The sequence below is a fragment of the Arthrobacter sp. 35W genome (assembly GCF_000482545.1).
Classification (GTDB): Bacteria; Actinomycetota; Actinomycetes; order Actinomycetales; family Micrococcaceae; genus Specibacter.
In genome coordinates this window covers 1,343,875-1,356,860 of the sequence record NZ_KI519455.1, presented here as the reverse complement: position 1 = coordinate 1,356,860, position 12,986 = coordinate 1,343,875, and the positions used below count along the sequence as shown (strand labels likewise).

Genomic DNA, 12,986 nt, shown 5'->3' with positions numbered 1-12,986 from the left:
TCACATACTGATCGTATACGATTTCGTACGTGATTCAGGAGAGACGCATGCAACAGGTTGATGAAGGCACCATCGGCGCCGCCGGCAAGGTCCTGGCCGTCCACGTGGCCTACTGGAGCCGGGCCGACCAGCGCGGCCGCACGCCCGCTCTGCCCTCCTACTTCCTCAAGCCCTCCTCCTCCTTGAGCCTGAGCGGTGGAACCGTGGAACGGCCGGCCGGCTGCGAGCTGCTGGCCTTCGAGGGCGAGGTGGCCCTGGTGATCGGCACCGCCGCCCGCCGGGTCAGCCCGGAGGATGCCTGGAGCTATGTGGGCTTCGTGACCGCCAGCAATGACTTGGGCGTCTACGACCTCAAGTACGCGGACAAGGGCTCAAACGTCCGGTCCAAGGGCGGCGACGGCTTCACCCCCCTGGGCCCGGCCCTGATCCCGGCCGCCCAGGTGGCCCCGGATGCCCTGCGCGTGCGGACCTGGATCAATGGCTCGCTGGTCCAGGACGACACCACCGGTGGCCTGATCTTTCCGTTCGCCCAGATCATTGCGGACCTGTCCCAGCTGATGACCCTGGAACCCGGCGACGTCATCCTCACCGGCACCCCGGCCGGATCCTCCGTGGCCGTCCCCGGCGACGTTGTCGAGGTCGAGGTGGATTCCCCGGCCGCGGGCCTGGCCACCGGACGGCTGCGGACCACCGTCACGCAGGGCACCATCGAGATGGCGGAGTTCGGCAACGTCCCCCGCTCCACCGAGGCCGACGTCGTGGATGCCTACGGTTCCGAGGAGGTTGCGCGCGCCGCAGGTGCACTGAACAACGGCGTCTTGGCCCCGGCAGCGCCGCAGGCGCAGTGGCTGACGGCCGACGGCACCCTGGACCCTGCCCTGAAGGCCAGGCTGGCCGGCGTCGCCACCGCCACGCTCAGCGCCCAGCTGCGCAAGCGCGGCCTGGACAACGTCAGCATCGACGGCCTGCAGTCCACCCGCCCGGACCGCTCCGTGGTGGGCCTGGCCCGCACCCTGCGCTATGTGCCCAACCGCGAGGACCTGTTCAAGACCCGCGGCGGCGGCTTCAACGCCCAAAAGCGCGCCATCGACTCGCTGAACGAGGGCGAGATCCTGGTGATGGAGGCCCGCGGCGAAAAGGGAACCGGCACCGTGGGCGATATCCTCGCCCTGCGCGCCCAGGTCAAGGGTGCGGCGGCGATCATCACCGACGGCGGCGTCCGCGACCTCACCGCCGTCGCCGGCCTGGAGATGCCCACCTACTTCGCCAACGCCCACCCCGCCGTGCTGGGCCGGCGCCACATCCCCTGGGACGTGGACCTGACCATCGCCTGCGGCGGCACCACCGTCCAACCCGGGGACATCATCGTGGCCGACGCCGACGGCATCCTCGTGATCCCGCCGGCCATGGCGGACGAGCTGGCCAACGATTCCATCGCCCAGGAGCATGAGGAAACGTACATCGCCGAGATGGTGGCCGCCGGGCACAGCGTGGACGGGCTCTACCCGATGAACGCCGCCTGGGCCGAGAAGTACAGGGAGTGGGCCACCATCCACCCGCTGCCCGACTACGCAAACGACCCTGCGGAAGAGGCCCGGCCATGAGCATCCAAGGCGCCGCCAGCAAGTCCGAGCAGGCCTACGCGGCCATCAAGGACAAGATCCTCAACGGGGACTACTCCCCCGGCTACCGCCTGGTGCTGGCCAAACTGGCCGATGACCTGGGCTTCAGCGTGGTGCCGGTCCGCGAGGCCATCCGCCGGCTGGAGGCCGAAAGCTTTGTCACCTTCGAGCGCAATGTGGGCGCCACAGTGGCAGGCATCGACCCCACCGAGTACCTCTACACCATGCAGACGTTGAGCATTGTGGAGGGCGCCGCGACGGCGCTGGCTGCCCCGTTGATCGGCGCGGCAGACATCGAGCGGGCCCGGGCCATCAACACCCGGATGCGCGAGTGCCTGGTGGACTTCGACCCCGTCCGGTTCACCGAACTCAACGCGGCGTTCCACAGCGTGCTCTTCGAAAGCTGCCCCAACCCGCACATCCTGGACCTGGTGCACCGCGGCTGGAACCGGCTCAAGGCCCTGCGCTCCTCCACCTTCTCCTATGTGCCCGGCCGGGCCAGGGAATCGGTGGCCGAACACGAGGCGCTGCTGGTCCTGCTGGAAAACCACGCCCCGGCCGACGACGTAGAACGCGCCGCCCGTGCCCACCGCGCCGCCACCCTCGAGGCCTATCTGGCGCACAGCCGCCACGACGCCCCGGCCTCCCTGGCCGGACTCAACTAGACCCCTCCCACGATTCCCTTCCGCTTTCGATGCAAAGGACTTCTTCCATGGCTGAGCATTACATTCCCGAAAACCTCCCCACCCGGATCCAGCACTACATCAACGGCAAGTTTGTCGATTCCGTCAGCGGCAAAACCTTCGACGTGCTGGATCCGGTCTCCAACACCACCTATGCCACCGCGGCCGCCGGCCAGAAAGAGGACATCGACCTCGCCGTGGCCGCCGCCCGCGAGGCCTTCACCAAGGGCCCCTGGCCGCGGATGAAGCCGCGCGAACGGGCCCGCGTGCTGAACAGGATCGCCGACGCCGTCGAGGCCCAGGAGGCGCGGCTGGCCGAGCTGGAGACCTTCGATTCCGGCCTGCCGATCACCCAGGCCCGCGGCCAGGCGCTGCGCGCGGCGGAGAACTTCCGCTTCTTCGCGGACCTGATCGTGGCCCAGTTCGACGACGCCATGAAGGTCCCCGGCGCGCAGATCAACTACGTCAACCGCAAGCCGATCGGCGTCGCCGGCCTGATCACGCCGTGGAACACTCCGTTCATGCTGGAATCCTGGAAGCTGGCCCCGGCGCTGGCTACCGGCAACACCGTGGTGCTCAAGCCCGCCGAGTTCACCCCGCTCTCGGCCTCCCTCTGGGCCACCATCTTCAAGGAGGCCGGCCTGCCCGACGGCGTCTTCAACCTGGTCAACGGCCTGGGTGAGGAGGCCGGCGACGCCCTGGTCAAGCACCCCGACGTGCCGCTGATCTCCTTCACCGGCGAGACCACCACGGGGCAGACCATCTTCCGCAACGCCGCGGCCAACCTCAAGGGCCTGTCCATGGAGCTCGGCGGCAAGAGCCCCTGCGTCGTGTTCGCCGACGCCGATCTGGACGCCGCCATCGACTCGGCCCTGTTCGGCGTTTTCTCGCTCAACGGCGAGCGCTGCACCGCGGGCTCCCGGATCCTGGTGGAGCGCGGCATCTACGACGAATTCTGCGAGAAGTACGCCGCCCGGGCGAAGAACATCATTGTCGGCGATCCCCACGACCCGGCCACCGAGGTGGGTGCGCTGGTCCACCCGGAGCACTACGACAAGGTGATGTCCTACGTGGAGATCGGCAAGTCCGAGGGCCGGCTGCTGGCCGGCGGCGGGCGCCCGGAGGGGCTGGAGACCGGCAACTACGTCGCCCCCACCGTGTTTGCCGATGTGAAGCCCGACGCGCGGATCTTCCAGGAGGAGATCTTCGGCCCCGTCGTCGCGATCACCCCCTTCGACTCCGATGAGGAGGCGCTGGCCCTGGCCAACGGCGTCAAGTACGGCCTGGCCGCCTACATCTGGACCCAGGACCTGACCCGCGCGCACAACTTCGCCCAGGACGTCGAGGCCGGCATGGTCTGGCTGAACAGCCACAACGTCCGCGACCTGCGCACGCCCTTCGGCGGCGTCAAGGCCTCCGGGCTGGGCCACGAGGGCGGCTACCGCTCCATCGATTTCTACACCGACCAGCAGGCCGTCCACATCACCCTGGGCACCGTGCACACCCCCAAATTCGGCGCCTCCGCCACCCGCTAGCTGACATCACTTCACCGTTGAAGGAGAACCCCACCATGACCAACTTCATCCCCACCCCCACCGTTCCGGCACCGGACATCGTCCGCTGCGCCTACATGGAGCTGGTGGTCACCGACCTGTCCAATTCCCGCGAGTTCTACGTGGATGTCCTCGGCCTGCATGTCACCGAGGAGGACGGGGACACCATCTACCTGCGCTCCCTGGAGGAGTTCATCCACCACAACCTGGTGCTGCGCAAGGGCCCCGTGGCCGCCGTCGCCGTCGCCGCGTTTCGCGTGAAATCCCCGGCCGAGGTGGACGCCGCCGAGGCCTACTACAAGGAGCTGGGCTGCCGCACCGAGCGCCGCAAGGACGGCTTCGTCAAGGGCATCGGCGATGCCGTGCGCGTGGAGGACCCGCTGGGCTTCCCCTACGAATTCTTCTACGAGACCGAGCACGTGGAGCGCCTGACCCAGCGCTACGACCTCTACAACGCCGGCGAGCTGGTCCGCCTGGACCACTTCAACCAGGTCACCCCCGACGTGCCCAAGGGCCGGAAGTACCTGGAGGACCTGGGCTTCCGCGTCTCGGAGGACATCAAGGACTCCGACGGCGTCACCTACGCCGCCTGGATGCACCGCAAGCAGACCGTGCACGACACCGCCCTGACCGGCGGCGACGGACCCCGCATGCACCACGTCGCCTTTGCCACGCACGAGAAGCACAACATCATCCAGATCTGCGACAAGATGGGCGCCCTGCGCATCTCCGACCGGATCGAGCGCGGCCCCGGCCGCCACGGCGTCTCCAACGCGTTCTACCTGTACATCCTGGACCCGGACAACCACCGCGTGGAGATCTACACCCAGGACTACTACACCGGCGACCCGGACAACCCCATCATCACCTGGGACGTGCACGACAACCAGCGCCGTGACTGGTGGGGCAACCCCGTTGTCCCGTCCTGGTACACCGAGGCCTCCCTGGTCCTGGACCTGGACGGCAACCCCCAGCCCGTCATCAAGCGCACCGAATCGTCCGAGATGGCAGTGACCGTGGGCGCCGACGGCTTCTCCTACACCCGCGAGCCGGGCGAGGAGCGCGGCTTCAAGATGGGCAACCAGCTCTAAGACCCGCATACCCGCCATCGCCGCACCGGCTCACGGCAAAGGACTTACAGGAGGACAACGATGCTGGACCCGAAGACCATTGAAAGCATTGCCGACGAGCTGGTGGAGGCGGGTCAGACCCGGACGCCGGTGAAGCGGCTCACGGCGCGGTATCCGGAGATGACGGTGGAGGATTCCTACCGCGTGCAGAACCTCTGGCGGCAGCGCTGCGAGGCGGAGGGGCGGCGGCTGGCGGGGCGCAAGATCGGGCTGACGTCCAAGGCGATGCAGTATGCCACGGGCATCACGGAGCCGGACTACGGGCTCATCTTCGAGGACATGATTCTGGAGAACGGCGCCACGCTCCAGTGGGATCGGTACACTCATCCGCGGGTCGAGGTGGAGCTGGCCTTCCTGCTCAAGGAGGACATCGCCGGACCCGGCGCCACGCTCTTCGACGTCCTGCGAGCCACCGAATACGTCACGCCCGCGCTGGAGATCCTGGATTCGCGGATCGAGATGGAGGGCCGCACCATCGTGGACACCATTGCGGACAACGCCGCGATGGGCGCCATGGTGGTGGGCGGCAACCCCGTCCGCCCCGATGACATCGACCTGCGCTGGGTGGCCGCCATCCTCTACAAGAACCAGGTGGTGGAGGAAACCGGAGTAGCGGCCGGGGTGCTGAACCACCCCGCCGCCGGCGTCCACTGGCTGGCCAACAAGATCGCCCCGCACGGGGACATCCTCAAGGCCGGGGAGATCATCCTGGCAGGCTCCTTCACCCGGCCCATGTGGGTCAATCCCGGGGACACGGTGTTTGCCGACTACGGAAAGCTGGGGACCATCACATGCCGTTTCGAGTAGATCCGGACCCCTCGTTCAAGGACGCCCTGGCCGCGGCGGACCGGCCGCTGGCCGGCATGTGGGTCTGCTCCGCGAGCCCGCTGGTGGCCGAGATCTGCGCCGGCGCGGGCCTGGACTGGCTGCTGATCGACGCCGAACACAGCCCCAACGGGCTCGAGTCCATCCTGGCCCAGCTGCAGGCCGTCCGTGGCTACCCGGCCACCGCCGTCGTCCGTCCGCCGGTGAACGACGCCGTGCTGATCAAGCAGTACCTGGACCTGGGCGTGCAGTCGCTGCTCATCCCCATGGTCCACACGGCCTCCGACGCCGCTGCCGCCGTGGCCGCGGCGCACTACCCGCCGCTCGGGGTCCGCGGCGTGGGCTCGGCCCTGGCCCGCTCCGCCCGGTGGAACCGCATCCCGGACTACCTGGCGCGGGCCTCGGAGACCATCACCGTGATGGTGCAGATCGAATCGGTGGAGGCCGTGGCGAACGCCGCGGCCATCGCCGGCACGGCGGGCATCGACGCCGTCTTCGTCGGCCCCTCGGACCTGGCCGCCTCGATGGGGCTGCTCGGTCAGCAGGACCACCCCGACGTCGTCGCCGCCGTCGAGCGGACCATCTGTGCGGTCAAGGCGGCCGGAAAACCCGTGGGCGTCAATGCCTTCGCCGAGGCCACCGCGCGCCGCTATCTCGATGCCGGCGTCGATTTCATCCTGGTGGGGGCCGACGTCGCACTGCTGGCCCGCGGCAGCGAAGCCCTGGCCGCCACCTACCTTCCCGTTCCATCCACCCGCCCCGGCACCCCCGCCAGCTATTAGTCCCCGGCCGCTCGGAGCCCCACATCACAAGGAGTACATTCATGACCATTTCCCCCGAGCGCGAAGCAGCGTTGCTGGCCTCCGTCCCCACCGGACTGCTGATCAACGGGCAGTGGCGCGATGCCGCTAGCGGCCGGACCATGGAGGTCCACGACCCCGCCACGGGCGAGGTGCTGCTCTCCATCGCCGACGGCGGCAGCGAGGACGCGCTGGCCGCCCTGGATTCCGCGGCCGCCGCACAGGCCGGCTGGGCCCGCACGGCCCCACGGGTGCGGGCCGAAATCCTACGCAAGGCCTTCGAGCTGGTGACCGCCCGGGCCGAGGACTTCGCCCTGCTGATGACGCTGGAAATGGGCAAGCCGCTGGCCGAGGCCCGCGGCGAGGTGGCCTACGGCGCCGAGTTCCTGCGCTGGTACTCGGAGGAGACCGTCCGCGACTACGGCCGGTACCTGACCAGCCCCGAGGGCAAGAACAAGATCCTGGTCCAGCGCAAGCCGGTGGGCCCGTGCCTGCTGATCACACCTTGGAACTTCCCGCTGGCGATGGCCACGCGCAAGGTGGGCCCGGCCATTGCCGCCGGCTGCACCATGGTGCTCAAGCCCGCCAAGCTGACCCCGCTGACCTCCCAGCTCTTCGCCGCGACCATGATGGAGGCCGGGCTGCCCGCCGGCGTGCTCAACGTGGTCTCCGGCTCCAGCGCCGCCGCCATTTCCGCTCCGATCCTGGCCGATTCCCGGCTGCGCAAGGTCTCCTTCACCGGCTCCACCGAGGTGGGCAAGCGCCTGATGAAGGATGCCACGGACAACGTGCTGCGCACCTCCATGGAGCTCGGCGGCAACGCCCCGTTCATCGTCTTTGCCGACGCGGACCTGGACAAGGCCGTCGACGGCGCCATGGCCGCCAAGATGCGCAACATGGGCGAGGCCTGCACCGCGGCCAACCGCTTCCTGGTGCAGGAGTCCATCGCGGCCGAATTCACCGCGAAATTTGCCGTGAAGATGGGCGCCCTGGCCACCGGCCGCGGCACCGAGGCCGGCGCCCAGGTGGGTCCGATGATCGACGAGAAGGCCCGGGCCGGCATCCACACGCTGGTCACCGCCGCCGTCGACGCCGGCGCCACGGTGCTGGCCGGCGGCGCACCGGTGGAGGGTCCGGGCTGGTTCTACCAGCCCACGGTGCTGGCCAATGTGCCCAACGACGCCGACATCCTTGGCCAGGAGATCTTCGGGCCCGTCGCCCCTGTCACCACCTTCACCGACGAGGACGACGCCGCCCGCATCGCCAATGCCACCGAATACGGCCTGGCTTCCTACCTGTACAGCCGCGACTTCTCCAGGCTCCTGCGCATGAGCGAGAAGCTGGAGTTTGGCATGGTGGGCTTCAACGCCGGCGTCATCTCCAACGCCGCGGCGCCCTTTGGCGGCGTCAAGCACTCCGGCCTGGGCCGCGAGGGCGGCGCCGAGGGCATCGCGGAGTACACCACCACCCAGTACATCGGCATCGCCGACCCGTACGAGGTCTAGGCTCTCCATTGAATGCCGTTGGCAGCGTTCTTATCCCGAGGCCTGTCCAGCCATCAACTGCGGGGGCAGTGCCGTCGCAGTTCTTGGCAACAGCAGCGCCCAGTGCAGAGCGACGTTTCCGTATGCGGGCCCATGAGGCGTCCAACGTTTCGTGACAGACTCGACAGTCGTAGGGAGGTAATGTGTAGAGCATGGTGATTCCGGGTTCCGTCCAGAACGCGCCCTCCAAGTTGGATGACGCAGATTCTGCCCATACTGCGCGTGATCTTATGGTCACGATGTTTGGATTTGTGTGGCGGAACCAAGATTCCTACTTGCCTTCTGGGGCGCTGGTGGAATTGATGGATGGTTTCGGCATCGGCTCCGCAAATGCTAGGGCAACCCTAAGCCGTATGACAAAAGACGGACTCCTGGAACTGAGCAAGTCCGGACGCAATACCTCATACCGTATTAGCGACCAGACAGTTGCTCGCGTTGAGTCCGGTACCCGCCGAGTGTTGTCCTTCGGCGCTTCTGATACTTGGGATGGCCATTGGACCATCGTGGCGTTTTCCATACCCGAAGAGCACCGCGAAATTCGCACTACTTTTCGGACACGGCTGCGGTTTGAGGGTTTCGCCCCGTTTTACGATGCGATGTGGATAGCACCTGGTCGCCGCGCAGATGGAATTTTGGGGGAGATACGAGCCCTCGGCGTCGACAATGCTGCGGTCTTCACCATGCCCGACACCGGCATGGTCATTGCGGGCCGAAAACCTTTGGACGCTTGGAATTTGGAGCCGGTGGGCCACCGATACGCCGAACTCAAGGACCGGTCGGACCTCCTCTACGAACTTGCTATGCGTGGGGACCTGAATCCTGTTTCGGCGCTTCGGCAACGGACGGAACTGTTGGTCAGCTTCCGCAGGGTAGTGCGTCTTGATCCCGAACTGCCGATGGATATGATGCCTGATGGCTGGCCCCGGATTGAGGCAAGGAAGGCGTTTGTTCGGGCCTTCGATGAGATGGCAGCGGTTGCCTCGATCAGGGTCAGGCAGGTGCTGCACCGCTATGACCCTGAACTCGCGGAGCGAATGGGAAAGATCACGGCCACTCCCTTCAGCGAACTCGGACAGATTAGTCCCAACCGCTGGACCGCCAGCGTATGACGCCGGAGTGGATCGTAGCCTTCGCCCGGACCGTAGCGAGGTCCTTTCTCGCCTGACGCCATGGCCTGTCGATCACGCAGAGGTCCGCGACATCGCCAAGGCCGAGCACCGGGGCCTTGGCGCGGCCATGGAGCCCGTCCTTTGTGAACATGGCGAAAGCCTCCTCCGGGGACAGGGCCTCTTGGGCGTTGATGAGCCGGCCGCCGGAAGTGCGCCGATCGACGGCGCTTTGCATCGCACGCCACAGGTTCTCCGTGGCGAATGGCATGTCAGTGCCGCCCAGCAGACGCGTCCCAGCCCGATGCCAGGTCCGTAATTTCTGGTAGTCGGGAATTTCGTCTTCTTCAAGTTGCTGCAGGAGGCGGTCCCCTTGTGACCAAATGAAACCTGGATGGGCGCCGATGAAAAGTCCACGCTGCGCCAATTCTCCGATCAGTCCGCTTGACGCCAAGAATGCGTGCTCGATTCTGTCCCCGACGCGCACTTCTCCGCTAAATGCCCACGCCGCGAGGGCGAGGGCAGAGGCAGTCACGGCATGCACGGCAACGGGTAGAGGACGACTGGCCAGGATCTGGTTCTGCAGGCCTTCGGGTGGAGGCAACTTGTGGTCAGAGATGACAATCTTGGCCCCGTTCAGCCACGCTGGAGCCTTGCTGCGCCAGCCCTCAGGATCCGGGGAACCAAACAACTGCAAATTGAGAACGTCTTGCGCTGCGCACAGAAGGGCCTCTGCTGCCTCGGAGCCGGTAGTGGCGGTCATGTCCGTTGCGCCTACGCATCCCTGTTGGACCAAGTGTCGCACCTCCGCCTTCAACTCCGCGGCCGAAGGACGGGATCCTGCCAACAGGTGCAGCAATGTGTCGTCCTCCCACAAGACGCCGTCCGCCGGGACCTCGCGTCCCGCAGCTTCGGCCAGCACCCTTGCCCCGGCGGGGTTGAGCACCCACTGGTGGCCTCCCCGATGTTGGACACGCATCGGAATCTCAGTCGGGACCAGTTCGTGGAGGCGCCGGGATTCTAGCTCCCCCAACTTTCCATCGTTGTAGCCAACAACGCGCACCCATTCGCCGGGGCGTACCTCGCCCGCTGCCTTTAACAGGACCTCAGCGAAATCCCGGATGTCGCGAACACCACTGACGTCTACGGAACGCTTCCTCGCAGCCGAAGCGTGGAGGTGGACGTGATGGTCCCATAGTCCGGGAAGGACCGCTCCCCCTAGCGCGTCGATCGTTGTGGTTGCCTTCGGAAGAATGTGGCCATCGAAGATGCCCACTACGACACCGCGGTCTATGAGCACGGTTTGGTCGTCATGGAGCCCGACGCTGGCATTCACAATGGCTATGGACGTCACGGCCACGCCCTGTTGCGGGCGCGGGGCGGCGACGCCGGCTCGGTTCCGGCGGCCGGTGAATCGGCCACATCGGCGATTGCCCATCGGGAAGCGCCCGCCAGGGAGATCTCGATTTGGCCGCTGACCCCTCGCGCCAGGAGCCCTGCGCACGCGACGGAAGCCAGCAGTCCGGTAATCGGATCTGCCAAGGCGTCCCCGCAATAATTCGGCTTCCCCTCGTGCCAGAAGACTGCGCCGGCCGACGCGGCGGCGTCGTCGCCGAAGCCGATGCGTTCGGCAGCAGTTCCCTGGTTGCCGTGCGCGGTAATGGACAGCCACAGTTGGCCGGCCCTGGGACGGAGCCCCAGATTTTCGATCGCCCTCCGGCGCGAAGACATGATGACGACGTCGGCCTGGGCCACAGTTGCATGCAGCAGTTCCCGATCGTCGAAGTCGATCCGGAGATTTTCCTTCCGCCCGTTCAGCAGCCGGTCGAATTCTTCATCCGGTGGAGGGTTCGGCGCCGGGCGGGATTCGCTGTCGAGCCTCACCACGCTGGCACCCGCTTCGCCGAGGAGGGACGCTGCCAGCGGGCCCGCCCACAGGCCCGACAGGTCAAGGACCGTGGTCTCGGCGAAAGGTCGTGGCGCACGTCGCAACAAATTCGATGTGCTCCACGGCGCCACGGGAAGGTTCGGGGCCCGGCTTGGTCTGGAGACTTCGGCCAGGGCCACGCCAAGGAGCCGGGCGCGCTCCAAAACAGGCTCGATCCGCCGGGTCTTCGTCCAGTGCGAAAGACCCGTGATGTCCCCTTCCGCCACGTCCCCGTCGGTCAGCGCTGGAATCATCATCCGGTCGCAGTCGCGGGGAAGGTTCGCCGCGATCCAGCCGTCGATGGTTCTCAGCATCAAGCCCGCGCCGCGGAGTGTACGCCCCGGATGGGGTTGGTACCTGCCGTCGGATAGAGCTGCACGTTCGCCGAGCAACCCTGCTCCATCCAGTGCTATGGTGCGCGCGTGGTGTTTGGTAATCGTCTCCAACGCCAACGCGGCTGCTGACATCCGTCCTGCGACGTCACCGGGCGGGCGCCCCTGAAATGCCGTGAGCCGCTGGGCGCCGCTCCGGGCCCAGCGGTCCGCTGCTGTCAGGTGCAGTTGGTCACGGTTCTCCAGCGATTCAAGGCAGCCATCGGCCAATTCGTCCCAGCCGACGCGGTGCAGGAGGTCGGCTGGGCTGGCTGCCGGAACGCTCGGTCTGGGGTTCATCCATCCACCGCATCGATCAACCCCCAGCTGAGCGCGGTGTGGACCCCAATTTTCAGGTCAGCGAGCGCGAGCAGCAGAGTGCGCTGGCGGCCTATCCGCCGCGGAATGCTCACAGTGCCGCCGCAGCCTGGCAGCAAACCCATGGACACTTCCGGCAAGCGCCACGTCGTACCGGGTGCCGCCACGACCCGCCCGGCAAACGAAGCCATCTCCATCCCCGCTCCTACGCAGGATCCATGCACCCGGGCAGTAAGCCTGGTGGACACACGCGCCATGGCTGCCGGCAGGTTCTGCCGCATGCGGGTCATATGCGCCATGGCGGGATTCTCCGCCAAGCCAAACTCCCGAAGATCGCCGCCGGCGCAAAAGTGCGGCCCCCTGCCTGCGAGTTCGATCGCAGAGTCTGTCAGAGCCAATGCTGACAGTGACGAGACCAACTCGGCCCGCAGCACGGCATTGAGGGCATTGGCAGACTCCGGCCGGTTCAGTGTCAACGTAACGTTTGCGCCAGCGTCCGTGACGGCAAGCGGCGCCCTGCTTGGCGGCGCCTGCTGGCGCACAGCCCGCGTGGACAGCCACCGGGAAAACTCGGATCCTGACTGAAGAGTTGCATACGCAAAGGACTCCAACTCTATGGCGTTCAGTACGGGCAGGAACTCAGTTGCCCGAAGCAGCCGGGCCAGGACCATGGCTGCCTGGGGATTCTCCATCACCCGTGCAATGACCTGTCCGCGCAATTCCGCCGGCACCAGAAGGTCCATGGATTCGTGGAGAGACGATTTTGGGAGCGAGGGATCCGGTTCAACCATCATGGTGATCAGCGGCAAGTGCCTCAGCGCCTCGAGTTCCCTGACTGCCACAGGTTCCGTCGTCTCTGCGTCCGGGCCAGAGCGGATTTCAACAATGGGTCCGATGTTCCGCAGCTCTCCCACGGCGTCGTGGCACAACAGAGTTCGAAGATCGAGCACGGGAACCTCAGACACATCCATGACATAAATAATATGGTTCGTTTGGCAAAGTGTCTAGGTTTATTCTTGGTGGCACTCGACCATTGAGGGCCAAACGGGCAATACACCGTATGTACTTGACGAACATTGATACTCTCGAATAGATAATTGTCTTCCA

At 66.4% G+C, this 12,986-nt stretch carries 11 protein-coding genes; 8 read left to right on the top strand and 3 right to left on the bottom strand.

All coding sequences use genetic code 11. The features are described from left to right. Nucleotides 1-47: 47 nt before the first annotated feature. The 8 genes from K254_RS24065 to K254_RS25495 all read left to right on the top strand — a co-directional run bounded on the left by K254_RS24065 (nt 48) and on the right by K254_RS25495 (nt 9,266). Complete coding sequence (locus K254_RS24065) at nt 48-1,604, top strand: fumarylacetoacetate hydrolase family protein (protein ID WP_051389372.1); 1,557 nt, start codon at nt 48-50, stop codon at nt 1,602-1,604. Next, the gene (locus K254_RS0118255) at nt 1,601-2,287 is read left to right on the top strand and encodes a GntR family transcriptional regulator (RefSeq protein ID WP_026556573.1); all 687 of its coding nucleotides are present in this window, start codon (nt 1,601-1,603) and stop codon (nt 2,285-2,287) included. The genes K254_RS24065 and K254_RS0118255 overlap by 4 nt, the downstream gene beginning before the upstream one ends. Nucleotides 2,288-2,334: 47 nt before the next feature. Further along, a complete protein-coding gene (gene hpaE, locus K254_RS0118250) occupies nt 2,335-3,840 on the top strand; it encodes a 5-carboxymethyl-2-hydroxymuconate semialdehyde dehydrogenase (RefSeq protein WP_155848621.1) in 1,506 nt (501 codons plus the stop codon). Between the two features lie 35 nt (nt 3,841-3,875). Continuing rightward, nucleotides 3,876-4,949, top strand: a complete 1,074-nt coding sequence (gene hpaD / locus K254_RS0118245; protein WP_026556571.1) for a 3,4-dihydroxyphenylacetate 2,3-dioxygenase — start codon at nt 3,876-3,878, stop codon at nt 4,947-4,949. 60 nt (nt 4,950-5,009) lie between these two features. After that, on the top strand, nt 5,010-5,795 hold the full coding sequence (hpaH, locus tag K254_RS0118240) for a 2-oxo-hept-4-ene-1,7-dioate hydratase (protein WP_026556570.1): 786 nt from the start codon (nt 5,010-5,012) through the stop codon (nt 5,793-5,795). Then, nucleotides 5,780-6,595 carry an aldolase/citrate lyase family protein gene (locus K254_RS0118235; RefSeq protein WP_026556569.1) on the top strand — a complete coding sequence of 272 codons (816 nt, stop codon included), beginning with the start codon at nt 5,780-5,782 and terminating at the stop codon, nt 6,593-6,595. The genes hpaH and K254_RS0118235 overlap by 16 nt, the downstream gene beginning before the upstream one ends. 41 nt (nt 6,596-6,636) lie before the next feature. Beyond that, complete coding sequence (locus K254_RS0118230; RefSeq protein WP_026556568.1) at nt 6,637-8,118, top strand: NAD-dependent succinate-semialdehyde dehydrogenase; 1,482 nt, start codon at nt 6,637-6,639, stop codon at nt 8,116-8,118. A 191-nt stretch (nt 8,119-8,309) separates the two neighbouring features. Beyond that, nucleotides 8,310-9,266: a PaaX family transcriptional regulator gene (locus K254_RS25495; protein WP_081710237.1), complete on the top strand. Its 957-nt coding sequence runs from the start codon at nt 8,310-8,312 to the stop codon at nt 9,264-9,266. On the opposite strand, the gene K254_RS0118220 is transcribed toward K254_RS25495, so the two are convergent. The 3 genes from K254_RS0118220 to K254_RS24050 are packed head-to-tail and all read right to left on the bottom strand — an operon-like array spanning nt 9,235 to nt 12,850. Then, the gene (locus K254_RS0118220) at nt 9,235-10,617 is read right to left on the bottom strand and encodes an amidohydrolase family protein (RefSeq protein WP_026556567.1); all 1,383 of its coding nucleotides are present in this window, start codon (nt 10,615-10,617) and stop codon (nt 9,235-9,237) included. The genes K254_RS25495 and K254_RS0118220 overlap by 32 nt on opposite strands. Further along, nucleotides 10,614-11,861 carry a CoA transferase gene (locus K254_RS24055; protein WP_051389370.1) on the bottom strand — a complete coding sequence of 416 codons (1,248 nt, stop codon included), beginning with the start codon at nt 11,859-11,861 and terminating at the stop codon, nt 10,614-10,616. Before K254_RS24055 ends, K254_RS0118220 begins: the two co-directional genes overlap by 4 nt. After that, the gene (locus K254_RS24050; protein WP_081710235.1) at nt 11,858-12,850 is read right to left on the bottom strand and encodes an enoyl-CoA hydratase/isomerase family protein; all 993 of its coding nucleotides are present in this window, start codon (nt 12,848-12,850) and stop codon (nt 11,858-11,860) included. The genes K254_RS24055 and K254_RS24050 overlap by 4 nt, the downstream gene beginning before the upstream one ends. Nucleotides 12,851-12,986 lie beyond the last annotated feature (136 nt).